The sequence below is a fragment of the Undibacterium sp. Tian12W genome (genome assembly GCF_049339405.1).
Lineage (GTDB): Bacteria > Pseudomonadota > Gammaproteobacteria > Burkholderiales > Burkholderiaceae_D > Undibacterium.
Window position 1 is genome coordinate 228,357 of sequence record NZ_JBMPPK010000007.1, and the last position, 24,900, is coordinate 253,256.

Consider the following 24,900-nt stretch of genomic DNA (forward strand, 5'->3'; position numbering starts at 1 on the left):
GTCTTTCTTTAATTCAATGGTTCAAAAATGCCCTGCAAATCTTCTGCAGTCAGTTGCACGCTGGCGATTTCACCCTGGTCAAGGATGGCACGGGCCAGGTCAGATTTTTTAGCCTGCATTTCCTGTATCTTTTCTTCCAGCGTGCCCTTGGCAATCAGGCGATAGACAAATACTGGCTTGTCTTGGCCTATGCGCCAGGCGCGATCAGTGGCCTGGTTTTCTGCTGCCGGGTTCCACCAAGGGTCATAGTGGATGACAGTGTCGGCAGCGGTCAGGTTCAAGCCTACGCCGCCAGCTTTCAGACTAATGAGAAATAGAGGGATATCACCTTCCTGGAAGCGGCGTACCACTTCACCCCGGTGCTCGGTGTCGCCTGTCAGTATGGCGAAGCGCAATTGTTTTTCAGTCAGCGCTTCGGCGATCAGGGCCAGCATGCTGGTGAATTGTGAAAACACCAGGATCTTGCGGCCTTCAGCAAGCAAGTCATCGATCATGCTTAGTAATTCTTCCAGCTTGGCTGACGGTGGCATCTTATCCTTACCACCTTTAGTAGATTTGGTAACGGTGGTGGCCTTGGCACCGGTAATTTTGACCAAGCGTGGGTCGCAGCATACCTGACGCAGTTTCAGCAGCGCATCTAGAATAACGATCTGGCTGCGTGCCACACCTTTCTTGGCGATTTCTTCGCGGACTTTTTCATCCATGGCCAGGCGCACGGTTTCATACAGGTCGCGTTGTGCGCCGCTGAGTTCTATGTGGCGCAAGACTTCGGTCTTGGCTGGCAATTCTGTCGCTACTTTGTCCTTGGTACGGCGCAATAAGAAGGGCTTGATGCGGCGCGTCAGCAAGGCATGGCGCTGGCTGTCACCGAGCTTTTCTATGGGGTGCTGGAAGTCCTTGGTAAATGACTTGATATCACCCAGCAGGCCAGGCATGAGGAAGTTAAATTGCGACCACAGTTCGCCCAGATGATTTTGCAGTGGCGTGCCAGTCAGACACAAGCGATGGTTGGCCTGCAACAGGCTGGCAGTCTGGCTAGCCTTGGCCTGGGCATTCTTGATGTACTGTGCCTCATCGAGTATCAGCAAATGGTAGCGGTGCTGACGCAGGGCTTCTTCATCGCGTGGCAACAGGGCGTAGGTGGTCAGTACCAGATCGACTTGCGGGATTTGTTCAAACAATTTACTACGGTCTTTGCCTTGCAAGACCAGCACGCGCAGATCAGGCGTGAAGCGTTGCGCTTCGCTGGCCCAGTTATCCATGAGGCTGGTGGGGGCAACCACCAGCGCTGGCTGGGTCAAGCGGCCAGCTTCTTTTTCCATGAGGATATGGGTCAGGGTTTGTATGGTCTTGCCCAAGCCCATGTCATCAGCGAGGATACCGGCAAGCTGGTACTCGCGCAAAAACTGCATCCATGCCACGCCTTCTTTTTGGTAATCACGCAGGCTGGCCTGCAAACCAGCAGGGGGTGTGATGCTGCTGATGCCACCAAATTCTGCCAGTCGCTTGCCAAAGCTTTGCTGGCGTTCGCCACCTATCCAGCGCAAGTGGGTAGTGGCTGACAGTTCTGCCAGGCGTGCCGCATCCAGCATGGGCAGGCGCAGTTTGTCGCCTTGATGCTCATTGAAATACAATTCACCCAGTATCAGCAAGATAGGTTTGATGCGCGCATAGGGCAAGGCGACCCGGGTATTGTCCGGCAGGGCCAGCAAGACTTGTTCATCATCGGCACGCTGGTTGACTTGTTGCAGGCTAAAGTCTTGCGGCGCCTGGCGTATCAGGCTGACCAGCAGCGGTAACAGTGAAATCTTGGCCTGGTTGACGACGATGCCCAGTTCCAGTTCGAACCAGACGGATTGCTGGTTATCTTCATCAACCTCGGCATACCAGTCTTCCACTTCTTGCAGGTCGTAGCGGTAGTCATTTTGCTGACGGATGTCCCAGCCCTGGCTGATCAGCTCAGGCAAGTCTTTTGTTGCAAAATTCAGCCAGGCATTTTGGTCGGTCAGGCAAAGTAAAAGTTCCTTTTCATGGCCTGCTACCGGCTGAGATTGAAAGCCTAAATCCTGCAGGGTTTGCATGGCACTCTGTTCAGCAGGCAAATCCCTGAGTATTTTTTCCAGGCCATGCTGGCCACGGCGCAGCAAATGATCTCCGGTCTGGTCTGACTCGGCTACCGCGTCTTCATAGGCGAATTTGAGAATGGCAAAGTCAGTGCATGTGCTGGATGTCGTCAAACTATTCAGTTCCAGCACCGGGCGCATACGTATATCTGCACGCAGTTGTGCGTCCAGTTCTGCCGGTAAGGGGATCAGGTTTTGCAAGCCCATGTCCAGCAGACGGTTGGCCATTGCCTGCCTGGTGTCTGCCCGTCCCACAGCTAGTAACGGCGCTTCCTGCACCAGATTGATCAGGGCAGGAAGAGGGAACTTGCTGGTCGCTGCTAAATGCAGCTCGCCACAGCTATCATGCCCTATCAGCCAGGGTGGTTCGGTGGGCAGGATATATGGCGGGGCAGGTGCATCCTCTTCGTTGCTATCCAGTTGCCAGCGCAGGCGCAGGTAGTCATTTTCTTCTTGCCAGACCAGGTGTGCCTGTTGCAAAGGGTGGTAAGCCAGCCTGGATAAATGATTTTGCTTATTTTCGGTATTGAGCCAATACAGTTTGCCAGCCTTGGCAACACGCTCCAGCAAGACCGCACCCATCCTGCCCTTGGGAGAATAATGCGAGTAATAAAACGAATTCATGGTGCACATATTGAAGAGCGCCAGCAATTCGTAATCTGTTTCCTGCAAGAAGTTGGCTGACTTCATCATGTCGCGCACCGCCAACGACAGCTTGGTATATTTCAAGTCGCCTTTGGCATTTTGCTTGGCCTTGCCCGGTATCAGGCGCACTTCTTTGCTGCCAGATACGGTGGACAGGCTAAAAATCAGCATGCCATCTTCCAGCTCGTCTTTGGCAAATTCTGTGTCGGTCGCTGGAGTTGGGGATTCATGCGTGGCAAATTCCAGCTCACGCAGCCATTTCTGTTCATTGAAACCCAGCGCAGCATCATTGCCGTCGGCATGGCCGGGCAGGGCATGGGCTTTGTTGTGATGATCGAGGATATTCAGCAAAACTGCCGCCACATGTTTGCAATTGTATTCAACCGGGCAACTGCAAGAACCATTCACTGCTTCCAGTTTGCCGTTTTCAAATACCAGCTCTATCTCTTGAGCATAAATATTGCGGCCACTGCCCTGGACTTCACTCTCGACAAAGTCATTGTCGAAACTCCAACCCCTGACCTTGTTTTCTGTTGCATAGTTGATACCGCGTATGAACACCTCATGAGGAAATTGCCGGGCAAGATCGTCGAGGGAGAAGTGACGTTTTTTTGATGACATGCGTAAGCTTTATATGTAAACCCAGTGATTTTACAGTTTAAAAGCGCCTGATTGCGCTTCTGAAGCGTCGCAATTGTAGTATGGACCCCATGCTCTGGTAAAATATCGGGTTTTCGCGGGGATAGTTTCATGTTCCCAGCTCGCAACACTGACCAGTTTTCTCAAGACTACTTTCTGACACCATGATTTCATCTCTTCAGCCAGCAACACTTACCAAGATGGCCAATGCAATTCGTGCCTTGTCCATGGATGCCGTACAAAAAGCCAATTCTGGCCACCCAGGCGCGCCTATGGGCATGGCAGATATCGCTGTTGCTTTGTGGAAAGGCTTTTATCGTCACAATCCTGCCAATCCTAAATGGATCAACCGCGACCGCTTTGTGTTGTCAAATGGCCACGGCTCAATGTTGCATTATTCGCTGTTGCACCTGACAGGCTATGACCTGCCTATCGAAGAGATCAAGAATTTCCGTCAACTGCATTCCAAAACTGCCGGTCACCCTGAAGTGCACGTGACACCAGGTGTGGAAACCACCACTGGCCCACTCGGTCAGGGTATTACCAATGCCGTTGGTATGGCACTTGCTGAAAAGCTGCTGGCAGCCGAATTCAATCAGGGCGACTTGAAAGTCGTTGATCATTACACCTATGCTTTCATGGGCGATGGCTGCCTGATGGAAGGCATTTCGCATGAAGCCTGTTCACTGGCGGGTACGCTGCAACTGAATAAATTGATCGCTTTCTGGGATGACAATGGCATCTCCATTGACGGTCATGTCGAAGGCTGGTTCACTGACAACACGCCAAAACGCTTTGAAGCCTATGGCTGGAATGTGATCCCGGCAATTGATGGCCACAATGCTGAAGCCGTGGCCAATGCTATTGCTGCTGCCAAAACATCTGATAAGCCTACCCTGATCTGCTGCAAAACCGTCATCGGCAAAGGTTCACCGAATATGGAAGGCACACACAATGTGCACGGTGCCGCTTTGGGTGACAAGGAAATTGCAGCAGTACGTGCGCACATAGGCTGGGAATATCCACCATTTGAAGTACCGGCTGATGTCTATGAAGCCTGGGATGCCAAAGCAGGTGGTGCCAAAGCCGAAGCCGAATGGAATGCACAATTTGCAGCCTACACAGCCCAGTTCCCGCAAAAAGCGGCTGAACTGACACGCCGCATGAATGGCGACTTGCCAGCCAACTTCGATGAGGTGGTGGCGAATGCGATTGCATCCTGCGTAGAGAAAAAAGAAAACATCGCTACCCGCAAGGCCAGCCAGAATGCGATCCAGGCATTTGCCCCATCGCTGCCAGAGTTCCTCGGCGGTTCTGCCGATTTGACAGGTTCCAACCTGACCAACTGGAAAGAAAGCATCGCGGTACGTGGCAACCAGGCTGGTAACCATATCAATTATGGCGTGCGTGAATTTGGTATGAGCGCGATGATGAATGGTATCGCCCTGCATGGCGGTTATATCCCGTTTGGCGCAACCTTCCTGACTTTCTCTGATTACAGCCGCAATGCCATACGCATGGCTGCGCTGATGAAAATCCGTACTCTGTTTGTATTCACCCATGACTCTATCGGCCTGGGTGAAGATGGTCCTACCCATCAATCAGTAGAACACGTATCGAGCATGCGCCTGATTCCTAACCTGGATAACTGGCGTCCATGCGACACGGTGGAATCTGCTGCTGCCTGGGCGCATGCTGTCAAACGCAATGATGGTCCATCGACCCTGATTTTCTCGCGCCAGAACCTGCCGTATCAAGAGCGCACTTCTCAGCAAATCGCTGATATCCAGCGCGGTGGCTATGTCTTGCAAGACGTGGCTGATGCCAAGGCGGTATTGATCGCTACTGGTTCTGAAATTGAACTGGCTGTCAAATCTGCTGCAGAACTGGCACAGCAAGGTATTGCCGTGCGCGTAGTATCCATGCCTTGTACTGACGTATTTGATCGTCAGGATGCCGCCTATAAAGCAGCAGTATTGGGCAAGGGCTTGCCACGTATTGCCATCGAAGCCGGTGTTACCGACTTCTGGTATAAGTACGTAGGTTTGGAAGGTGCAGTGGTTGGTATCGATACGTTTGGTGAATCAGCACCGGCTGGCGTCCTGTTCAAATACTTTGGCTTCACTGTTGACAATGTCGTTGCCAAAGTAAAAGCGACACTGGCGTAAATAAGCAGGAAGACGGAATTGACAGACATTACTGTGAGCAGCATCAAAGAGGTCAGCTTGCGTCGTGCTACTGTAGACGACGCAGAGGCGATTGCTGCTGTGCGTGTGGAAAGCTGGCAAGCTACTTACCGTGGCATGATCCCGGATAATTATCTGGATGAAATGCGCGTAGAAGATAGCATGCTGCAATGGCGCCAAATCCTGCAAGCCATGTCGCAGGCAGAAGACCGCATTTGCGTGTATGTGGCTGAGAGTGAAGGTCATATCATCGGCTTCGCATCCGGTATGATGCTGCCTGAACCCAAGTTGGGCATGCAGGCCGAGCTGACCGCTGTATATCTGCGACCAGCCTGGCAGCGTTCTGGCATAGGTCGCCGCATGCTGCACAAAGTAGCTCGTACCTTGCAGGCGCAAGGTGCAGAGAGTTTGCTGGTATGGGTCATCTCCGGCAATGATATTGCCCGCAATTTTTATGAAGAGCTGGGTGGTGCGCTGTTGATAGAAAAGGCATTTAGCTGGGATGGCATGGATTTGATGGAAGTGGGTTACGGCTGGCGCGATTTGTCGGTGCTGATGGCATTGGTGAATGCCATGCGTACTCCTTCGTCCTTGCATTAGACGTATTTTTAAAGACCAAAAAACTCACCACAGAGACACTGAGACACAGAGAAGGGCAGGAGAGAGCAAGATATTAATGGTCGAGGGCTTGGATTTCCATTTGCTTTTCTCATGTTTTTCTCTGTGTCTCTGTGCCTCTGTGTTGAGAGGTCTTAGGTTTTTTAATTTGTATTTTTAGTCCCTTGGAGATAAAACCATGACGATTCGCGTCGCAATCAACGGCTATGGCCGTATCGGCCGCAACATCCTTCGCGCTCATTACGAAGGTGGCAAGTTCAAGAACGAGATCCAGATCGTTGCGATCAATGACCTCGGCAATGCAGAATCCAATGCCCACCTGACCCGTTATGACACAGCCCACGGCAAGTTCCCAGGCACAGTCACGGTTGAAGGCGACACCATGATCGTCAATGGTGACAAGATCAAGGTATTTGCAGAACGCAATCCAGCCAATATCCCTTGGGGTGAATTGAATGTCGATGTCGTGCTGGAATGCACAGGCTTCTTCACGACAAAAGAAAAAGCTTCAGCTCATTTGGCTGGCGGCGCGAAAAAAGTCATCATCTCTGCCCCAGGTGGTAAAGACGTTGATGCAACCATCGTCTACGGCGTCAATCACAATGTATTGAAATCCACTGACACAGTGATTTCCAATGCATCCTGCACAACCAATTGCCTGGCGCCTCTGGCTAAACCACTGAATGATGCCATCGGTATCGTCAACGGTTTGATGACGACTATCCATGCCTACACCAATGACCAGGTATTGACCGACGTCATGCATGAAGACCTGCGTCGCGCCCGTTCTGCCACCATGAGCATGATCCCGACCAAAACTGGTGCAGCTGCTGCCGTTGGCCTGGTATTGCCAGAATTGAATGGCAAACTGGACGGCTACGCCATGCGCGTGCCAACCATCAATGTATCCGTGGTCGATCTGACTTTCGTTGCTGCTCGTGATACGACAGTGGCAGAAATCAACCAGGTATTGAAAGACGCATCCGAAGGTGCCCTGAAAGGTATCCTGGATTACAACACTGCTCCTCTGGTTTCTGTGGATTTCAACCACAATCCAGCTTCCAGTACTTATGATGAAACACTGACAAAAGTTTCTGGCCGTCTGGTTAAAGTATCGAGCTGGTATGACAATGAGTGGGGCTTCTCCAACCGTATGCTGGACACCACTGTTGCACTGATGCACGCAAAATAATCTGCTTAATCTGTTGTTCAGATAGTTTTTGCAACATGCTTAAAAATACCCCGAACTTTCGGGGTATTTTTTTGTCTATTGAAGGTAAGCTTGGTTCATTGAAAGATATTTTTGTTTTGGGAGATTGCTGTGAAGCTCAAGAAACTGTTAGCTGACAATAAAGGTTTTATCGTACTCATGCTGGGCATGGTTTTTGTGCGCAGTGCACTGGCAGATTATTATCTCGTGCCGACCAGTTCCATGTATCCGACACTGCTGGAAGGCGATCGCGTCATCTGTGACCGTCTGGCCTACGACGTCAAATTGCCGTTTACTGATGTCGTTCTGAAGCATGTATCTGATCCTCAGCGTGGCGACGTGGTGACCTTTACCTCGCCAGCAGATGGTGTGCGCCTGATCAAGCGCCTGGTTGCCGTGCCTGGTGACGTGGTCGAAATGCGCGAAGAAAAGCTGTTCATTAATGGTGTTGCCGCCAGCTATGAAGCGCTGGAACCACGCAGTGACGACCATCTGACACCAAAACGTGAATACAAGGGCCAGCAACTGGTTTACAAAGAACGCCTGGGCAGCCTGCAACATGACATGATCGTCATGCCAGAACGCGAAGCGCTGCGTTCTTTTGGTCCAGTCAAAGTGCCGGAAGGCGAATACATGATGCTGGGTGATAACCGCGACAATAGCCAGGATTCCCGCTACATAGGCCTGGTCAAGCGTGAGCTGATCACCGGACAAGTCAAGCGCCTGATGTACTCACTGAATGGGGATCAGTATTATTCGCCACGTTTCGATCGCTTTGGGGCGAAAATCTAGTAAAGCATTGTTTGAATCAAAAAGCGAGAAAGCCAGTACCAGCAGGTGCTGGCTTTTTTTATGAGTCAAGCATGTTGTTTGAAATATGGTTAATATGTAAATTTTTGTTTGCGCAATTCTGCAGCGCTTTAGCTTATAGGGATTTACATGTCGCTAAAAGAATTTACCTGCTATCTGTTTTTTGCGTCAGTGCTTGTTGCTGGTGCTGGCACCGCAAATGCACAAGAGCCGCGCAGCAATTACTTCAACGACCCCTTCCTCAAGGTGACTCATGCCATCAGCGATTGTGCAGTGCCTGAAGGCCCTTTGCTGACTGCGGTACAGGCCAGGTCCGAGGCGCATTCCAGAATAGAGCGTGGCACCAGTTGTTATCACTCAGGGCAGTGTCGCCTGCCAAATTCCTATCTGTATGACCAGGAAATCATTCCCCGTGTAAAACGCGCCATAGAAGCAGATGGGCGTTTTGCCGAAACCAGTATCTGGATAGAGGGACAGCGGCGCTTTGTCACTTTGAAGGGTTGCGTACAAACATCTGGTCAGGCAAAAGAGCTGGAAAAGCTGGTGCGGCGTCTGGATGATGTGGAAGGTGTTGTTAATTTGCTTAACTACAAATAAGTTAAAGCACTATGCTGTAGATGAACTAATTGCAAAGAAAGGCAAATTTATTGCACTGCACAGTGACTATTACTGGACTGTAAAGCGCAAGTCATGAATGATTGGTTCTGCAAAGCAATAATCACCAGGCCCCGGCTATATGGCCGACCACACCAAGGAGGAAGTCATGAAATTAATGAGCAAACTATTTTTGTTGGCAGTAATGGGTTTCTTTATGTCATCGTCAGCGATGGCAAGGGAAGAGCGCGGCACGACTGCCCAAGCTCAGGCCATGGTTAAAAAAGGAATCGCCCACATCAAGAAAAATGGCAAGGAAAAAGCCTTTGCCGATTTTAACGATGCATCCAACAAGGATTTTCATGACCGTGATCTGTACTTGTTTGTGTATGACATGAATGGCATGAGTTTGTCGCATGGCGCAAATCCAAAAATGATAGGCAAGAATTTGATCGACTTGAAAGTCGAAGGTAAGCCCATCATCAAGGACATGATTACCGTGCTTAAAACCAAGAACGATGGCTGGATAGATTATCAATGGCCAAACCCTGTGACCAAGGCTTTGGAAACCAAATCTAGTTATTTTGAAAAAATTGATGACTACTTTGTTGGTGCAGGTGCTTATAAATAAGCCTTGCCAACATTAGTACCCAAGAAGAAATGCCCTTGTTTCAAGGGCATTTTTTTTGCGGCAAGCGCATGCATTGCGCATGTTTAAGTTTTTATATTCCAAATCTGCTTGCCCGAAATCATTCTTGCATCGATCTCGCATCCATCTCGCACTCGTCTCGCACCCATCCATCAAGAGCGCGCCAGGGCAGTACAAATCCCGTAACACACTTTAACTATTGACCCTGGGTTTGTATCGGATTCACGACAAGTGTGCTTATTTTGTGGCGTAGAATAATTTATCCCCCTTGTTATCCGCTTCGCTGTTTGTGCTGTTGTGTCAAGTCAATTTTCCTGATATTTCACTTGAAATCTTACTTATTGAAGAGGTGAAGTCATGCCAGACAAGACCGTTATTGCCAAGCCGTTTTCGGGCGACTACAGGATAGATGTACTGATTGATGATATCAATTACCGCTGGAACGCGGGCAAGGCTTTGGGTACGCCGGTAGAAATCAGTTACAGCTTCATCAAGGCACCAGCTTCTTATGCTTCTGACTCAGATAAAAACGGGTTCAAAGCGTTTACGGCAGAGCAAATGGCTGCAGCCAGGGCGATCTTTGCAGAAATTTCCCAGGTATTGAATGTGACATTCAAGGAAGTGGCTGACACCGATATTCAGTCCGGCATCCGGTTGGCAAACAATATCCAGGAAAAAAGCGCAGGTTACGCCAAACTACCTGTACCAACGGCAGACGGTACTGCATTTTCTGCGGGTAGTGGCGATTTGTTCATGGCAACCACGTATATGAGTGTGAGCTATGAAAAGGGGAGCGAGGCCTACAAGATACTGATACATGAGATAGGACACGCGCTGGGGCTTAATCATCCCGGCAACTACAATGCAGGCGAACCCCCAAGTGCAGAGGCAGGCAATTATCTGGCGACTTCAGAGGACAGCAGCTGGATTTCTGTCATGTCTTATAACGCCATTGCGCAAAACCAGCAGGGCGAATTTTTTGCCACTTACGACATGCTGGCTTTGAAGTATTTGTATGGCAGCAAGGCCTATCACACGGGTGACGACATCTATGCCTATAGCGATGTCGATGGCCGTACACTCAAAATCATCAACGATACCGGCGGTGTTGATACCATAGACGTATCCAAGGTCAGCGCTGGTGTCACTATCAACCTGACGCCGGGTTCTTTGAATTCTGTAGGCCGCATTGCCAATGGCGACGCAGCCATCAATAATTTGTCCATCGCCTTTGATGCAACGATAGAAAACATCATAGGCACAGCCTTTAATGACAAGCTGACAGGCAATGCTGCAAGTAATCTGTTCCGGGGTGGTGGCGGTGATGACGTGATTGATGGCGGCGCGGGTATGGACACTGCTCAATATTCAGGCCTGAGGTCGGCTTTTACAGTCACGGGTAGCGGTAGCGGTTTCAGTGTAGCCAAGCCCAATTCACAGGGCATGGACACACTCAGCAATGTGGAGCGACTCAAATTTGCAGACCTGTCTGTCTCGCTGGACATCGACGGCATCGCGGGACAGGCATACCGCATCTACCAGGCCGCATTTGGCCGCACACCTGATCTGGCGGGCCTTGGTTACTGGATCAAGGATATGGACAAGGGCTCCAGCCTGACAACGGTGGCAGCAGGATTCATGCAGTCAAAAGAATTCCAGACCCTGTACGGTGCCAATCCTTCGGTTGATACTTTCCTGACGACCTTGTACAAGAATATTTTAGGGCGCATCCCTGATCAGGCTGGCTATGACTATTGGAAAAATGAATTAACGACCAATAAGATCAGTTTTGCCGGGACCCTGGCCAGCTTTACCGAAGGGCAGGAAAACAAGGTCAAGGTCATCGGCGTCATTCAGAATGGGATCGACTATATCGAATATCTTGGCTAAGGCAAAACGCATGCAGAGCCAGCTGGCTGTATAGACTTGATATGCCAGGCTGGCTCACCTGCCTGCTACATAGCCCAGTGTCAGTGAAATCTGTCTCGCTGTTTCGGTAAGATTGCTTAGCCACTCTTCCTGCAGGCGGTCTGCAGGTGCAGAGATAGACAGCCCAGCAATCATTTTGCCGCTGTCGTCATGGATGCCTGCCGCCATGCAGCGCACGCCGAGTTCCAGTTCTTCATTGTCCCTGGCATAGCCGTTTTCACGCACAGCCGACAATTCTTTTTCCAGTTTGGCCAGATCAGTAATCGAATTTTTATTATGACCAGCGAGGCCGGTGCGGGTCGCATAAGCGCGTATGGCCTTCGGTTCATCCAGGGACAGGAAGAGTTTGCCTGTTGAAGTCAGATGCAGCGGGGCACGGCCACCGATAGCCCGCACCACCTGCATGCCTGAGCGCTCGGAGAAAGCCCGGTCTATATAGACAATTTCATCACCCTGGCGCACAGACAGGTTGATGGTCTGGTTGGTCTGGCGGTGCAGGGCACGCATGAATTCCAGTGCAGCCTCACGTACATTCAGACGGCTCTTGACGATATTGCCCAATTCCAGCAGGCGCATCCCCAGGCGATAAGAACCAGTATCCGCTCTGTCTACAAAACGGGTAAGCACCATATCATTGAGAATGCGGTGGGCAGTGGATGGGTGCAAGCCTGTGACGATAGCCAGTTCCTTGAGGCTGACCGGGTCCTGGTAACGCGACAGGGCGTCCAGCAAGGACACCATGCGTTCTATGACCTGTATGGACGTTTTATCAGAGGCGGGCGTGTCGTTTTTCATATTATGGTTGGTGCGCTGCAATATATAAGTTATACCACAATGTGAAATGCACGTCACGGCTTCGTCGTCAAAATACAAAATATGCAGCAAGATGGTGTGTAAGGCACGCTTCGGGTAGACAAAAAATTGATTTGCAATAAGTAAATCTGCTTGTTACAGACTTAGAGTCCTGTAAAATTCGCCACCTAAGTGGAGGCTAGCTGCCTGGTCTTCATCTGCAATACCATTCAAGTGTGGGTTTAAGGAATAAAAATGTCTGAAAAAGAACAAGCTGTCAGTGAATTCAAAAGCAAAAGTGGCCTGCGCCGTATATTTTCGGCCATCCTGTACTCCATCGATGGCTTGCGCTCTGCCTGGAAAAACGAACATGCCTTCCGTCAGGAGCTGGTGATGGTCGTTAGCGGCGCTGTCATCGCCCTGTTTTTGCCAGTGTCTGCTTTTGAAAAGTTGATGATGATAGCCGTGCTGGTGTTGATACTGGTGGTCGAGCTCATCAATTCAGCGATTGAAGCCGTGGTAGATCGCGTCTCGCTGGAACGCCATACCTTGTCCAAGAACGCCAAGGACTTTGGCAGTGCCGCTGTCTTGCTGACAGTGTTGATAGCGCTGGCAACTTGGGTAGTCATTTTGCTTGACCGTTTTTATTATTGATTATGTCGCAACTGTCAATGCTATTACTGCTATTGATTGCGATCAGGGTAGTGCTGGATTTGTTTTATTTTTTGAATAAAAAAGCTGTTGCATACTTGCATCTCGCGTACTTTTTCCTATATCTGATCGCCGCCGCATTCATGTTGTTGATTGATGGCTTGAACATGTGGGTGATTTTGTCTCTGGCAATTTCTGCTTTTAGCTTGATGCAGTTTGTATGGATGCGAAATAAGAAAATCGATGGAATAGCTAGCCATTAATAAATGATCGTTTAGCACGGTTATTGGAAAAGTGCGTCATTACTTCGAATGCTGTATATGAATAAAAAAATATCTGCGACAAACCATCCTGCACTGGAAGCACAGCTCGCTGCTGCCATCAACAACAAGACCAAGCCTCTGGGCAGTCTTGGCCGTCTTGAGCATCTGGCGGCGCAAATAGGTTTGATACAGCAAAGCACACAGCCGGAATTGCGTGAGCCTGCCATCATCGTGTTTGCTGGTGACCATGGCGTTGTGGCTGAGGGTATTTCTGCTTTTCCTCAGGACGTGACCTGGCAGATGGTTGAGAATTTCCTGGCGAATGGTGCAGCGATCAATGTCTTTGCAAGGCAGAATGGCATCGCTCTGCATGTGGTGGATGCCGGCGTCAATCATGAATTTGGCCCGCGTGAAAAACTCTTAAGCATGAAAGTGGCCGATGGCACACGCAATTTTGCCAAAGAACCGGCAATGACTGCTATTCAATGCCAGGCTGCCATGCAAAATGGTGCTGAGCTAGTCGCTGGCTTGTCCGGCAATGTACTGGGGTTTGGCGAGATGGGTATAGGCAACACCACGGCTGCGGCTGCACTCATGCACAAGCTGACGGGTGTTCCTGTTGCGGATTGCGTAGGTGCAGGCACAGGTTTGTCTGCAGAAGGCATACGCCATAAACAGGCTGTCATTGAAGCTGCGGTGGCCTTGCATGTAAATGTAGAAGAACCTGCAGATGTGCTGGCTACCTTTGGCGGTTTTGAAATTGCGACCATGGTCGGTGCCATGTTGGCGGCGGCAGAGCGCCGCATGGTCTTGCTGATAGATGGCTTCATCGTGACCAGCGCCTTGCTGGTGGCAGCCAGGATGCAGCCAGCAATACTCGATTACTGTGTGTTTTCACATCAGTCTGACGAGAGTGGTCATGCCCGCATGTTGCAGGCCTTGCAGGTCAAACCTGTGCTGCAGCTTGACCTGCGTCTGGGGGAGGGCACTGGGGCCGCGCTGGTTTATCCTATGCTACTGGCTGCGGTCAATTTTCTGAACCAGATGGCGACTTTTGCGTCTGCGCAGGTGAGTGAAAAAAGCAGCGATTGAAATAATTTTTCTCATAGCAGGAGCTGGTTTGCATCAACTACGTTTATTCTTCATCGCCCTGCAGTTCTTTACCCGCATCCCTATACCAGCGTGGGTAGGGTTTGAGCCCGACTGGTTGCGCCAGTCTTCACGCTATTTCCCGGCAACAGGCTGGATCGTGGGGGCAGTGTGTGCAAGTGTCTATGCAACCGCTGCGCAATTGTGGTCACATGCGGTGGCAGCGGTGTTATCTACTATTGCCGGCATCTTGCTGACTGGCGCTTTTCATGAAGATGGTTTTGCTGATGTTTGCGATGGCTTTGGCGGTGGCATGACGCCAGAGCGCGTCTTGGAAATCATGAAGGATTCGCGCGTCGGTGCCTATGGTGCCATAGGTATTTTACTGATGCTGGCCCTGAAGCTGACTTTGCTCATCAGTTTGCCTGCCTCGACAGTAGTACCTGCCTTGCTGCTCGCACACCCCCTCTCGCGGCTGGCTTCATGCAGCCTGATCTGGCTCATGCAATATGCGCGGCATGAAGGCAAGGCCAAACCGCTGGCACAGGAGATGAGTAATGGCGAATTTTTCGTCGCCTGCCTGACGGTGCTTTTGCCGGGCGCAGCGCTGCTGTACTTCTTTCCCTTCCCATTGTATTCGTTGCTGTTGGCCCTTTGCCTGGTGTTATTGCTGACCTGGCGTATGGCGCGTATGTTCCAGCGCAGGATAGGCGGCTTTACCGGTGATTGTCTGGGTGCTACCCAGCAAGTGGCCGAAGTGGCTATCTACCTGGGTTTGCTGGCTTTTCAGGCGGCCTGATATGCGCCTGCATATTCTCCGGCACACCAAACCGCGAATAGCGGAAGGTTTGTGCTATGGACAGACAGATGTTGATGTCTTTGATGCCGACTGTGTTTCACTAGTGCAGAAATTGTCCAGCCAGTTGCAAACAGTTTTGCCAGTATTTTCCAGCCCCTTGCAGCGTTGTGCCAGGCTGGCCAGTTTGTTGAACACAGAACCTGTATTTGATGAACGCTTGCAAGAACTCAATTTCGGTGCATGGGAAATGCAAGCCTGGGATGCGATTCCAAGAACCGACATAGATGCCTGGGCTGCAGCTCCAGCCAGCTACAAGCCCGGTGGCGTTGAATCCGCCATAGACCTGGCACAACGCGTAATAAACTGGCTGAATGATATGCGTGCACTGAATATACCTGAAGCCATTGTTGTTACCCACGCCGGTGTCATACGCATGTTGCTGGTCTGGCGGGCAGGTATGGGGGCAGGGGAACTGGCAGGGCTGGTCTGTGCACAAAACCGCAGTCTTGCCTTTGGTGAATATCAGGAAATACTGGTATTTCATACTTAATGCAGATAGTATTTACGCAAGACTGACAAGTATCCATGTTCCCCATGGTCATCGCATGATAGAACTCAGGAGATCCCCACGCATTACCGTGACCTGGCGTGCAGGTGTTAAATTGCCTGACGGCAAACTGGTTCTTGCCAAGCTGGTCAATATCTCGGCCGAGGGTGTGCTCCTGCATACGACTGAAAACCTGATACCGCAACGCAGTTACCCCATGTTGATAGAAATCCCCGGCATTTTTCAGGAGTCCCAGATTTACAAGGTCAGTTGCAAAGGCACAATCAGGCATGCCATCCTCAGTGGCGAGGTCTATCACGTGGGCATACAACTCTCAGAAATGTCTGAATTGCATACTGAACTGGTGACTGCGTGGATATCCAAGACAGCCCATCTGAGTTGAATTCTGGCCCGACTTGGAGCAAATCTGCTTTGTTTTCAATAAGTTAATAAACTGAGCTGCGTCAGTTTTTAAACCTTCCAAACTTGCGGCTACCCCCATCTGTCTATAGAATGGCGGGGTTTTGGTGCTCGCGGATATATTCATGTCTGCGGTTAAACGGGAAACACTAAGCTCTTGCAAAAGTGTGCTGCCCCCGCAACGGTGTACAAGTTGCTGCGAATTCAGAAGACTTATGTCGTTCACACGCAGCCAGCCATTTTCCAATACCACTGTGCTATGTGCATGGGAAGGTCAGATGGTGATACTTGTCAGCCCGGATACCGGCCAGAATAAGTGAAGCAATACGGACGGGGAACTTTCGTTAAACAGAAACGCATCAATTGCCTTGTTGAGGCATGGTGAAATCCTGACAGTGCAGGCTGCCTGCGTGGCCCTGTTGCTGACGTTAAATTGTCCTTATTGCTTTGTTCAAAGTAGCCTGCGGGGACGTCGGCCACTTGCTCCATTTTTTTCTGAATTATCATGACATCTGCATTCAAACCGCTCGCCCTCGGCCTGGCTATTGCCGCTGCATTCCCATCCACTATCGCTTTTGCGCAAACTGATGTTGCTGGCGCAACTGCTAATGTGGTCATTACCGCTGGCCGTCAGACACAAGCCGCCAAAGATGTACTGGCTGATAACGTCGTCATCACTGCAGAAGACATCGCCAAATCCGGCGCTGCTTCCGTTGTCGATCTTTTGCAACAGCAACGTGGCATAGAAATCGCCCGCAATGGTGGCCCTGGCACGACAGCTTCCGTCTTCATGCGCGGTGGTAACAATGCGCAAAACGTAGTATTGATTGATGGCGTACGCATCGGTTCCTCCACTACTGGTGGCGCTACTTGGTCTTCGATTCCATTGTCACAGATCGACCGTATTGAAGTCGTGTATGGCCCGTTGTCGAGCCTGTATGGTGCTGATGCCATGGGTGGTGTTATTCAGATATTCACTAAAAAGGGTACTGGTGTTATCAGTCCTACCGTATCGGCTGGCTTGGGTAGCTACGGCACGCGTAAATTGCAGGCTGGCATTACTGGTTCTGTTGCCAGTAACCTTAGCCTCAGCCTGAATGCTGCGCATGAAGAGAGTGATGGTTTTTCTGCCAGCAAACCGGGCGCAGGTACATTTACCTATAATCCTGATAAAGACGGTTACAAGATGGACAGCTTCAATGGCCGTCTGGTATGGGAAATCAGCAAGGGTTATGAATTAGGCGCGAGTGTTTTGCACAGCCGTAGTAACGCGCAGTTTGACGCTGGCATTGGCTATGATGATCGCAGTATCTCCACGCTTGAAACAATTGCTGTCTTTGGCCGTGGTAAGTTTACCGATTACTGGTCTGCATCCCTGCAATATGCCAAATCTGCCGATAAGGGATATACCGACGCGTCTTACGGCAAGAGCCAGATCGATACACGTCAGGATAGCCTGAGCTTCCAGAATGACATCCGCATTGGTAAAGATGTATTGCAACTGATCGCTGAAACACGTGAAGAAAATGTTGATTCTGTTTCTGGAGGCATTCCCGTGGCAGGCATCAATGGCACGAAACGTACAACGAATTCTTTTGCTGCCTCTTATGTGTTCAAACAAGATGCACACCTTGCCAGTGCCAGCATACGCAATGACCGTAGCTCACAATACGGTTCCAATACTACAGGTAGCGTAGCGTATGGCTATCGCTTAAGCGATGCCTTGCGTGTCAATGCCAGTTACGGTACAAGCTTCCGCGCACCAACTTACAATGAGTTGTATTACAAGGGTTATGGCGTAGCCACTAACAAGCCAGAAAAAGCAAAGAATGCAGAAATTGGCGTGTATTTTGAACAAGGTAGTACACAGTTTAGCGCTGTCTATTATCAAAACAAGGCTACAGACCTGCTGGTGTATGTTGGTGGTAACGATGCTCAAAATAAACCGTATTGCCCAAGTGGGCCTGAATATGCTTATGGCTGCGCAAGAAATGTTAATAAAGCAACTTTGTCTGGCTTGACAATCGGCGGCACGACCCGTTTTGCTGACCTGACACTGCGCGCTTCTATCGACATCCAGGACCCGAAAGACGACACGGCAAACAAACGCCTGGCACGTCGTGCCAAACAGCACGGTACCTTGGCAGCTGAATATTCTTTTGCAAACGCAAAAGTTGGTGTGGAAACCATTTACTCTGGTGATCGTTATGACGATGCAGCTAATACTAAAGTGCTGGGCTCTTATAACCTGCTGAACCTGTACGCAACCTATGAAGTCGCAAAAAATACGACTGTACTGGCACGCTGGAATAATGCCCTGAACAAGGACTATGAACTGGCAAGAAATTATGCAACAGCCGGTTCCAATGTATTTGTTGGCGTGAACTACGGCTTTAAATAAGTCTGGCATTGATGTGATGCGATGTGATGCGGTGTGGCGGATATGGCTGCATCGCCCATCACATCAGCAAGCTGATAAGCTGATGTGCAGGTCTGTTTTTTTAAAGACGCTGCACATCAAAACCTGTTTTACCTTTGGACCAGACCAATGATGGCGTCTTTTTTTTCTGCACGACAGCGCAAGCAATCCTCCAGGATGGCGGTCGCTCAACGTGCTGGTCTGGTTCTCCCTATTTTATTCACTGCCGCTGTAGGCAGCATATTGATTGCCTGCGTCTGCGGTTCGGTATCCCTGAGTTTTGCTGAGTTATGGCAAGCCTTGCTGGAATTGCTGCGCGGCCCGCCAACGACTTTGCCCGGCAGTCTGCTGGATTTACGCCTGGGCCGTGCGCTGACCGGTTTTGTGACCGGTGCCACGCTGGCACTGGCTGGCGTCATGATGCAGGCGCTATTGCGCAATCCGCTGGCTGACCCGTATGTCCTCGGCATATCCGGTGGCGCATCTGTTGGTGCGCTGGCGACTATCTTGTTTTTCGGTGCATTCTGGCTCGTGGATGTGGCTGCCTTTGCCGGTGCGATTACCGTTGCGCTGTTGCTGTTTGGCCTGGCTTACCGCGACTTGCGCGGTGCGGGTAGTACCGATGGCAGCGCACCTATCCTGTTGCTGACTGGTGTCATCGTCGCCACTGGTTGTGGTGCCATCATCACTCTCATGCTGTCGATCGCGCCAGACAGCCGCTTGCGCGGCATGGTGTTCTGGATGATAGGTGATCTGTCGAATACCCAGTCACGTTATCTGCCCTGGTTGATACTTGGTGCCATATTAATGTTTGTCATGCGCAATGCGCGTTCGATTAATGTCGCAGCCATGTATGCCGACAATGCCAGCACCTTGGGTGTCAATATTGGTCGTTTGCGGCAACTGCTGTTTTTAAGTTCCGCCTTGTTGACCGCGAGTGCAGTCAGCAATGCAGGCAGCATAGGTTTTGTTGGCCTCATCATGCCGCATATCTGCCGCTTCGCCTGGGGCCCTGATCATCGTTTGCTGATACCCGCTGCGACGCTGGCTGGCGGCTGTTTCCTGGTGTTGGCAGATACAGTGGCCCGTACCGTGGTCGCGCCACAGCAGTTGCCAGTAGGCGTCATTACTGCCCTGGTAGGTGTGCCGATGTTCCTGCTGCAATTGCATCAGTTGCGGAGGCGTTGATGGATATCCGCAACCTGAATTTATCGGTAGGCAAGCGCGTGCTGGTACGTGAACTCAACTGGCAAATACAGCCAGGTGAGTGCTGGTGCATCATAGGTCGCAATGGTGCCGGCAAAAGCACCTTGCTGCGCACTTTGGCTGGCTTGCGTCCCATAGAAAGTGGCCAGGTCTATTTGCGTGATAAACCTCTGCAAGACTGGGCATTGACGGCGCTGGCCCGTGAGCGTTCATTTTTACCGCAGGGCAGGGTAGATGCCTTCGGCTATTCTGCGCTGGATACAGTACTCAGTGCCCGTCATCCTTACCAGAATTCGCATTACTGGGAAAATAATGACGACATGGATCTTGCTATGGCTTCCCTGCGTGAAATGGATGTCGCTGACATGGCAGAGCGCGACGTGCGCAGCCTGTCTGGCGGCGAAAGACAGCGCGTAGCGATTGCCGCCTTGCTGGCCCAGGATGCGAAGTGGATGTTGCTGGATGAGCCAGCCAATGCACTTGATCTCGGGCACCAGGTCAGCGTCATGCAACTGTTTGCCAGCTTGTGCAGCAAAGCAGATGCGCTGCAAAACAAGGCTGTCGTCATGGTCAGTCATGATCTCAATATGGCCTATCGCATTGCCACTCATGCGCTGTTGCTGATGGGTGATGGTAGCTGGCAAGCCGGGCCAGCAGATGACATATTCAGTGCCTCCCAGCTCAGTATCTGTCTGGGGCACCCAATAGAGCGCTTCACCCATGGCGGGCAAACCATATTCCTGCCGCAAAACTAAAAATAACGCGAAACCACACCATGACAAGTGCATTGCCTCCCAAGCCAGATACCGAGACCGATAACATCAACACCCGTCATGAACGTCGCATGCAGCGCAAGAAGGCGATGATGGATGAAAAGATAGAAAAGGCCCAGCGCAAGACCGGTGTCTTGCTGGTACATACCGGCAATGGCAAGGGTAAAAGTTCCAGCGCCTTTGGCATGGTCATGCGTGCCATGGGGCACGGCATGAAGGTAGGCGTGGTGCAGTTCATCAAGGGTGCGATGTCAACTGGGGAAGAAATTTTCTTGCGCCGCTTTCCAGATGAAGTCGAATTCCATGCCATGGGCGAAGGCTATACCTGGGTCACCCAAAACCGTGAACGCGATATGGAAAAAGCCGCTGCAGCATGGGAGCAGGCAAAGCGCTTTTTGGCTGACCCGACGATAGGCCTGGTGGTGCTGGATGAACTCAATATCGCCCTCAAATACCATTACCTGGATTTGCAGATGGTCATCGATGATCTCGATGGCAGGCCAGAAATGCAGCACGTCGCCGTCACCGGTCGCGGTGCCTTGCCAGAGATTATCGAGATTGCTGATACAGTCACAGAAATGAATGTCATCAAGCACGCTTTCAAAGAAGGCATCGTGGCACAGGCGGGCGTGGAATGGTAATGCCCAGCGCCAAGGTTGTATTGATCTCGGCTATCGCATCTGGCCAGGGCAAGACCACTACTACCGCAGCACTGGCACGCAAGCTGGTGAAGCTGGGCAAGAAAGTGCGTGTATTTAAAACCGGGCCAGATTTTATCGACCCCATGATGCTGGAACGCGCTTGCGGTTCAGCCGTGCATTCACTGGATTTGTGGATGGTAGGGCGGGCTGATTCTGAAGGCATGCTGGCACGCGCTGCGCTGGATGCGGACGTTATCCTCATCGAAGGCGTCATGGGTCTGTATGACGGCAATCCCTCATCGGCTGATCTGGCGCGTGCCTTTGGCGTGCCTGTTGTGGCGGTACTCGATGCCTCTGCCATGGCACAGACTGTCGGTGCGCTGGCCATGGGTTTGCGTGATTTTGGGCCTGTGCATCTGGCAGGTGTCATTGCCAACCGCATCGCCTCAGAAGGCCATGCCAAGATGGTAGCGGCTGCCATGCGCGATATATCCTTGCTGGGGAGCCTGCGCAGGCAGGATGAAGCCTTGCCAGAACGCCATCTGGGCCTGGTCTTGCCACAAGAAGTGGATCGCATTGAAGCCATACTTGATGCCATGGCCGACAGCCTGGAACTGGACACGCAAGCCTGGGATGCCTTACCGGATACCAGTTTTGAATTGCAGGACCACCGATCATTGCATATCTCTCAGCATGTGTCTGAATCAGCCGCCAACCTGGCAGGCAAAACTATCGCCATTGCACGTGACGCTGCATTTGCCTTTATCTATCCAGCCAATATTGAATGCCTGATCGGACTGGGTGCCGAGCTGGTTTTCTTTTCACCTCTGGCTGATGAAGCGATACCTGCGCTAGCGGATGCCTTGTACCTGCCCGGTGGCTATCCTGAATTGCATGCAGAGACACTGACACAGACCAGCAATTGGCTGACATCCTTGCACGCTGCTCATGCGCAAGGCATGCCTATATTGGCAGAATGCGGCGGCATGATGGCGATTACTGAAGGCCTGGTGGATCAACAAGAACAAAGCTGGCCCATGGCGGGCATCTTGCCAGGCAAAGTCATCATGCAAAAACGGCTGGCAGCGCTGGGTGCACAAGCCCTGGCTACAGCGCAGGGCGAATTGCGCGGGCATACCTTTCATTACTCGCGTTTTGAAACTACATTGCCTGCCAATATCCATACCATCAAGCATTCCACACAGCAGCAGGGCGAAGCTATTTACAAGCTTGGCAATGTGCGTGCTTCTTATTTTCATGCCTACTTTGCTTCCAATCCAGCGGCAACGGCAGCATTGTTCTTAAGAGAAGTCATATGAAATCCGCACACAGTACCAGCCTGATTTTTGGTGGTGCGCGTTCGGGCAAGAGTGCCTTTGCTGAACAACTGACAAGCAAGCTCAGTGACGGCAAACAAGAAGTACTATACCTTGCTACTGCCAGGGCAGGCGATGCTGAAATGCAGGAGCGTATTGCCCATCACCGTGCACGCCGCCCTGCAGATTGGGGCACGCTTGAACAGAGTCTGGAACTGGGTGCAACCATCATTGCGCATAGTCGCACAGATAACATCATCCTCGTCGATTGCCTGACAGTCTGGCTGTCGAATCTGCTGTTTTCAGAATCAACAAATTTTCCCGAGATAGGTCACATCACGCCACCGTCACAATTTGCCGTGCAACGTCAGGCTTTGCTGGATGCACTGGTGCAAGCACCGGGGCAGATTATCCTGGTATCGAATGAAGTCGGTATGGGTATCGTCCCCATGGGGGCAGTGTCACGCTGGTTTGTCGATGAAGCTGGGCGCTTGAATCAGGCAGTGGCAGCCATAGCAGACAATGTGGTTTGGGTTGCCGCTGGCTTACCACTGTATTTGAAAGGCCAGCCATGCTGATGCTGGATGGCGTGGTCATGGTGCTATGCCTGCTGCTGGGTATTTTGCTTGACCTGGCGTTGGGTGAAGTGCGCAAATTTCATCCGCTGGTGGGCTTTGGTAATCTGGCAAATGCGATAGAGCGACTATTGAATAGACCAATAGCAAGTCGATGGACTGGTGCTATGGCATGGTTCCTGGCAGTTTTGCCACTAGTAGCGTTAAGCGTACTGGTACTGCTGTTGGCCCAATATTTCAACTATTGGCTGGCGGCTATATTGCACATCGTATTACTTTATTTTTGTCTGGGTTTGCGCAGCCTGCATGAACATAATGCCGCCATCGCTACTGCTTTACAGGACGGTGATTTGCCAGAAGCGAGAAAACGCACTTCGTATATCGTCAGCCGCGATACAGAGGATGCAGATGAAGCTTACCTGGCCAAGGCCAGTGTCGAATCCGTACTCGAAAATGGCTGCGATGCTGTGTTTGCCACCTTGTTCTGGTTCATCTTGTTGGGTGGCCCCGGTGCTGTCTTGTACCGCCTCGTAAATACTCTAGATGCCATGTGGGGTTATCGCTCCACGCGCTTTTTGCGCTTTGGCTGTGTAGCGGCACGTATTGACGATGTCATGAACTGGATACCCGCGCGCCTGACTGCATGCACCTATGCCACATTGGGCAAAACCAGTCTGGCCTGGCAATGCTGGCAGCGTCAGGCACCTGGCTGGCCTAGCCCTAATGCAGGGCCGGTAATGGCCGCTGGTGCTGGCGCGCTTGGTTTGGCGCTGGGTGGCGCGGCTAGCTACGATGGCGTGGCTGAAGTGCGCCCACCGCTGGGTGAAGGCGAGACAGCAAAGGCGGTAGATATTCTGCGTGCCCTGCGTCTGGTAGAAACTGGTGCAGCCTTGTGGTGTGGCATAGCCTTGCTGGCCGCCTTATTTTTGAGTGGAGTCATCCATGCTTGAACATGGTGGCAACCTGCGCGATGCCGTGCGCCATTTTGGCCGTTCACTGGAAGACTGGCTGGACTTATCGACAGGCATCAATCCGCATTTTTATCCGGCACCACAACTGGCAGCAAATGCCTGGCATCGTTTGCCTGAGTATTCTGATGCACTGGTGCAAGCGGCACAGGCTTATTACCGCGCGCCACAGATGCTCGCCGTGGCGGGATCACAGGCGGTGATACAGGCGGTGCCACGCTTGCGTCCGGCGGCGCGGGTCGTTGTGTCTGCCCCCAGCTACGCTGAACATGCTTACCAATGGCGGCAAGCCGCTCATGCGGTGACAGAGTGCAGATATGCAGAACTGGATGCAGCCGTCGAGCAGGCGGATGTTGTGGTGCTGTGTAATCCCAATAATCCTACAGGTGAATTTATCCCGGCGGACCAGCTTTTGCGCTGGGCTGCACAACTGGCAGAGCGTGGTGGCTGGCTGGTGGTTGATGAAGCTTTTGCTGATACTGTGCCCGATATCAGTGTTGCTCCTCACGCAGACCAGCCCGGCCTGATCGTCTTGCGCTCGGTAGGCAAATTCTTTGGCCTGGCAGGAATACGTCTGGGTTTTGTCGCTGCTGAAAAAAATCTGTTACAACAATTAGCGAATTATCTTGGACCCTGGAGTGTCAGCGGGCCAGCCCAGCAAATCGCCATCGCTGCTTTGAATGACCGGCAGTGGCAGACGCAGACCGCGCAACGCTTGCAGCAAGAAGGTGAGCGACTGCGTCAACTTTTGAAAGCGCATGATATACGCTCATCAGGCACTGATTTGTTCCAGTGGTGCTGTCATCAAAACCTGAATAATAAATCGGAACAGTTGTGGCAGTTCATGGCAGAACGCGGCATCTGGCTGCGCTGGTTTGCGCAGGGGCCACACAGACCGCACGGTTTGCGTTTTGGCTTGCCGGGAAGTGAGGCGGGGTGGTTGCGTTTGGAGCTTGGCCTGGATGAATGGTGTGAGTTAAATCTTTCAAACCACTCACCACAGAGACGCCGAGACACAGAGTAAGCACAGAGAAAATT

Annotated in this window: 22 protein-coding genes and 1 riboswitch; of the genes, 20 read left to right on the forward strand and 2 right to left on the reverse strand. The window is 51.4% G+C overall.

Annotated elements, in window-relative coordinates; all coding sequences use genetic code 11:
- Positions 1–8 precede the first annotated feature (8 nt).
- Positions 9–3,389: an SNF2-related protein gene (locus tag ACO0LI_RS11060; RefSeq protein WP_423032603.1), complete on the reverse strand. Its 3,381-nt coding sequence runs from the start codon at positions 3,387–3,389 to the stop codon at positions 9–11.
- Between the two features lie 182 nt (positions 3,390–3,571).
- On the opposite strand from ACO0LI_RS11060, the gene tkt reads away from it, so the two are divergent.
- The 7 genes from tkt to ACO0LI_RS11095 all read left to right on the forward strand — a co-directional run bounded on the left by tkt (position 3,572) and on the right by ACO0LI_RS11095 (position 11,364).
- A complete protein-coding gene (gene tkt / locus ACO0LI_RS11065; RefSeq protein ID WP_422951145.1) occupies positions 3,572–5,575 on the forward strand; it encodes a transketolase in 2,004 nt (667 codons plus the stop codon).
- Positions 5,576–5,593: 18 nt separating this feature from the next.
- Positions 5,594–6,193: a GNAT family N-acetyltransferase gene (locus ACO0LI_RS11070; RefSeq protein ID WP_422951144.1), complete on the forward strand. Its 600-nt coding sequence runs from the start codon at positions 5,594–5,596 to the stop codon at positions 6,191–6,193.
- A 196-nt stretch (positions 6,194–6,389) separates the two neighbouring features.
- Positions 6,390–7,403 carry a type I glyceraldehyde-3-phosphate dehydrogenase gene (gene gap, locus ACO0LI_RS11075; protein ID WP_422974291.1) on the forward strand — a complete coding sequence of 338 codons (1,014 nt, stop codon included), beginning with the start codon at positions 6,390–6,392 and terminating at the stop codon, positions 7,401–7,403.
- Between the two features lie 129 nt (positions 7,404–7,532).
- The gene (gene lepB / locus ACO0LI_RS11080; protein ID WP_370529454.1) at positions 7,533–8,213 is read left to right on the forward strand and encodes a signal peptidase I; all 681 of its coding nucleotides are present in this window, start codon (positions 7,533–7,535) and stop codon (positions 8,211–8,213) included.
- Between the two features lie 147 nt (positions 8,214–8,360).
- Positions 8,361–8,828 carry a BON domain-containing protein gene (locus ACO0LI_RS11085; protein WP_423032604.1) on the forward strand — a complete coding sequence of 156 codons (468 nt, stop codon included), beginning with the start codon at positions 8,361–8,363 and terminating at the stop codon, positions 8,826–8,828.
- 166 nt (positions 8,829–8,994) lie between these two features.
- Positions 8,995–9,456, forward strand: coding sequence for a cache domain-containing protein (locus ACO0LI_RS11090; RefSeq protein ID WP_422951142.1), 462 nt, complete (start codon positions 8,995–8,997; stop codon positions 9,454–9,456).
- 375 nt (positions 9,457–9,831) lie between these two features.
- Complete coding sequence (locus ACO0LI_RS11095; protein ID WP_423032605.1) at positions 9,832–11,364, forward strand: M57 family metalloprotease; 1,533 nt, start codon at positions 9,832–9,834, stop codon at positions 11,362–11,364.
- 54 nt (positions 11,365–11,418) lie between these two features.
- Here ACO0LI_RS11095 and ACO0LI_RS11100 read toward each other — a convergent pair whose 3' ends face one another.
- The gene (locus ACO0LI_RS11100) at positions 11,419–12,198 is read right to left on the reverse strand and encodes an IclR family transcriptional regulator (RefSeq protein ID WP_422951140.1); all 780 of its coding nucleotides are present in this window, start codon (positions 12,196–12,198) and stop codon (positions 11,419–11,421) included.
- A 252-nt stretch (positions 12,199–12,450) separates the two neighbouring features.
- Between ACO0LI_RS11100 and ACO0LI_RS11105 the strand changes: the two genes are divergently transcribed.
- The 13 genes from ACO0LI_RS11105 to cobD all read left to right on the forward strand — a co-directional run bounded on the left by ACO0LI_RS11105 (position 12,451) and on the right by cobD (position 24,886).
- Positions 12,451–12,849 (forward strand): diacylglycerol kinase, encoded by a 399-nt coding sequence (locus ACO0LI_RS11105; RefSeq protein ID WP_422951139.1) that lies wholly within the window; start codon positions 12,451–12,453, stop codon positions 12,847–12,849.
- Positions 12,850–13,166: 317 nt separating this feature from the next.
- A complete protein-coding gene (gene cobT, locus ACO0LI_RS11110; protein WP_423032606.1) occupies positions 13,167–14,201 on the forward strand; it encodes a nicotinate-nucleotide--dimethylbenzimidazole phosphoribosyltransferase in 1,035 nt (344 codons plus the stop codon).
- Positions 14,202–14,229: 28 nt separating this feature from the next.
- Entirely contained in the window at positions 14,230–14,997 is a 768-nt protein-coding gene (locus ACO0LI_RS11115; RefSeq protein ID WP_423032607.1) for an adenosylcobinamide-GDP ribazoletransferase, read from the forward strand.
- Position 14,998: 1 nt separating this feature from the next.
- A complete protein-coding gene (locus ACO0LI_RS11120) occupies positions 14,999–15,547 on the forward strand; it encodes a histidine phosphatase family protein (protein ID WP_423032608.1) in 549 nt (182 codons plus the stop codon).
- 55 nt (positions 15,548–15,602) lie between these two features.
- Entirely contained in the window at positions 15,603–15,947 is a 345-nt protein-coding gene (locus tag ACO0LI_RS11125) for a PilZ domain-containing protein (protein WP_423032609.1), read from the forward strand.
- A gap of 105 nt (positions 15,948–16,052) precedes the next feature.
- Positions 16,053–16,290, forward strand: a riboswitch (cobalamin riboswitch).
- Positions 16,291–16,469: 179 nt separating this feature from the next.
- The gene (locus tag ACO0LI_RS11130; protein WP_423032610.1) at positions 16,470–18,365 is read left to right on the forward strand and encodes a TonB-dependent receptor domain-containing protein; all 1,896 of its coding nucleotides are present in this window, start codon (positions 16,470–16,472) and stop codon (positions 18,363–18,365) included.
- Positions 18,366–18,515: 150 nt separating this feature from the next.
- On the forward strand, positions 18,516–19,571 hold the full coding sequence (locus tag ACO0LI_RS11135) for a FecCD family ABC transporter permease (protein ID WP_422951277.1): 1,056 nt from the start codon (positions 18,516–18,518) through the stop codon (positions 19,569–19,571).
- Positions 19,571–20,344 (forward strand): ABC transporter ATP-binding protein, encoded by a 774-nt coding sequence (locus ACO0LI_RS11140; protein ID WP_422951132.1) that lies wholly within the window; start codon positions 19,571–19,573, stop codon positions 20,342–20,344. Before ACO0LI_RS11135 ends, ACO0LI_RS11140 begins: the two co-directional genes overlap by 1 nt.
- 20 nt (positions 20,345–20,364) lie before the next feature.
- On the forward strand, positions 20,365–21,003 hold the full coding sequence (gene cobO / locus ACO0LI_RS11145) for a cob(I)yrinic acid a,c-diamide adenosyltransferase (protein ID WP_422951131.1): 639 nt from the start codon (positions 20,365–20,367) through the stop codon (positions 21,001–21,003).
- Positions 21,003–22,322, forward strand: a complete 1,320-nt coding sequence (locus tag ACO0LI_RS11150; protein WP_423032611.1) for a cobyrinate a,c-diamide synthase — start codon at positions 21,003–21,005, stop codon at positions 22,320–22,322. Before cobO ends, ACO0LI_RS11150 begins: the two co-directional genes overlap by 1 nt.
- Complete coding sequence (gene cobU, locus ACO0LI_RS11155) at positions 22,319–22,897, forward strand: bifunctional adenosylcobinamide kinase/adenosylcobinamide-phosphate guanylyltransferase (protein ID WP_423032612.1); 579 nt, start codon at positions 22,319–22,321, stop codon at positions 22,895–22,897. Before ACO0LI_RS11150 ends, cobU begins: the two co-directional genes overlap by 4 nt.
- On the forward strand, positions 22,897–23,844 hold the full coding sequence (gene cbiB / locus ACO0LI_RS11160; RefSeq protein ID WP_423032627.1) for an adenosylcobinamide-phosphate synthase CbiB: 948 nt from the start codon (positions 22,897–22,899) through the stop codon (positions 23,842–23,844). Before cobU ends, cbiB begins: the two co-directional genes overlap by 1 nt.
- Positions 23,837–24,886 carry a threonine-phosphate decarboxylase CobD gene (gene cobD / locus ACO0LI_RS11165; protein WP_423032613.1) on the forward strand — a complete coding sequence of 350 codons (1,050 nt, stop codon included), beginning with the start codon at positions 23,837–23,839 and terminating at the stop codon, positions 24,884–24,886. The genes cbiB and cobD overlap by 8 nt, the downstream gene beginning before the upstream one ends.
- The last annotated feature ends 14 nt before the right edge of the window (positions 24,887–24,900 follow it).

What these genes read in the sequence shown, in the direction of transcription:
- ACO0LI_RS11060 (WP_423032603.1), bottom strand. Translation starts at nt 3,389, where the DNA reads ATGTCATCAAAAAAACGTCACTTCTCCCTCGACGATCTTGCCCGGCAA.
- tkt (WP_422951145.1), top strand. Translation starts at nt 3,572, where the DNA reads ATGATTTCATCTCTTCAGCCAGCAACACTTACCAAGATGGCCAATGCA.
- gap (WP_422974291.1), top strand. Translation starts at nt 6,390, where the DNA reads ATGACGATTCGCGTCGCAATCAACGGCTATGGCCGTATCGGCCGCAAC.
- ACO0LI_RS11085 (WP_423032604.1), top strand. Translation starts at nt 8,361, where the DNA reads ATGTCGCTAAAAGAATTTACCTGCTATCTGTTTTTTGCGTCAGTGCTT.
- ACO0LI_RS11090 (WP_422951142.1), top strand. Translation starts at nt 8,995, where the DNA reads ATGAAATTAATGAGCAAACTATTTTTGTTGGCAGTAATGGGTTTCTTT.
- ACO0LI_RS11095 (WP_423032605.1), top strand. Translation starts at nt 9,832, where the DNA reads ATGCCAGACAAGACCGTTATTGCCAAGCCGTTTTCGGGCGACTACAGG.
- ACO0LI_RS11100 (WP_422951140.1), bottom strand. Translation starts at nt 12,198, where the DNA reads ATGAAAAACGACACGCCCGCCTCTGATAAAACGTCCATACAGGTCATA.
- ACO0LI_RS11105 (WP_422951139.1), top strand. Translation starts at nt 12,451, where the DNA reads ATGTCTGAAAAAGAACAAGCTGTCAGTGAATTCAAAAGCAAAAGTGGC.
- cobT (WP_423032606.1), top strand. Translation starts at nt 13,167, where the DNA reads ATGAATAAAAAAATATCTGCGACAAACCATCCTGCACTGGAAGCACAG.
- ACO0LI_RS11120 (WP_423032608.1), top strand. Translation starts at nt 14,999, where the DNA reads ATGCGCCTGCATATTCTCCGGCACACCAAACCGCGAATAGCGGAAGGT.
- ACO0LI_RS11125 (WP_423032609.1), top strand. Translation starts at nt 15,603, where the DNA reads ATGATAGAACTCAGGAGATCCCCACGCATTACCGTGACCTGGCGTGCA.
- ACO0LI_RS11130 (WP_423032610.1), top strand. Translation starts at nt 16,470, where the DNA reads ATGACATCTGCATTCAAACCGCTCGCCCTCGGCCTGGCTATTGCCGCT.
- ACO0LI_RS11135 (WP_422951277.1), top strand. Translation starts at nt 18,516, where the DNA reads ATGGCGTCTTTTTTTTCTGCACGACAGCGCAAGCAATCCTCCAGGATG.
- ACO0LI_RS11140 (WP_422951132.1), top strand. Translation starts at nt 19,571, where the DNA reads ATGGATATCCGCAACCTGAATTTATCGGTAGGCAAGCGCGTGCTGGTA.
- cobO (WP_422951131.1), top strand. Translation starts at nt 20,365, where the DNA reads ATGACAAGTGCATTGCCTCCCAAGCCAGATACCGAGACCGATAACATC.
- ACO0LI_RS11150 (WP_423032611.1), top strand. Translation starts at nt 21,003, where the DNA reads ATGCCCAGCGCCAAGGTTGTATTGATCTCGGCTATCGCATCTGGCCAG.
- cobU (WP_423032612.1), top strand. Translation starts at nt 22,319, where the DNA reads ATGAAATCCGCACACAGTACCAGCCTGATTTTTGGTGGTGCGCGTTCG.
- cbiB (WP_423032627.1), top strand. Translation starts at nt 22,897, where the DNA reads ATGCTGGATGGCGTGGTCATGGTGCTATGCCTGCTGCTGGGTATTTTG.
- cobD (WP_423032613.1), top strand. Translation starts at nt 23,837, where the DNA reads ATGCTTGAACATGGTGGCAACCTGCGCGATGCCGTGCGCCATTTTGGC.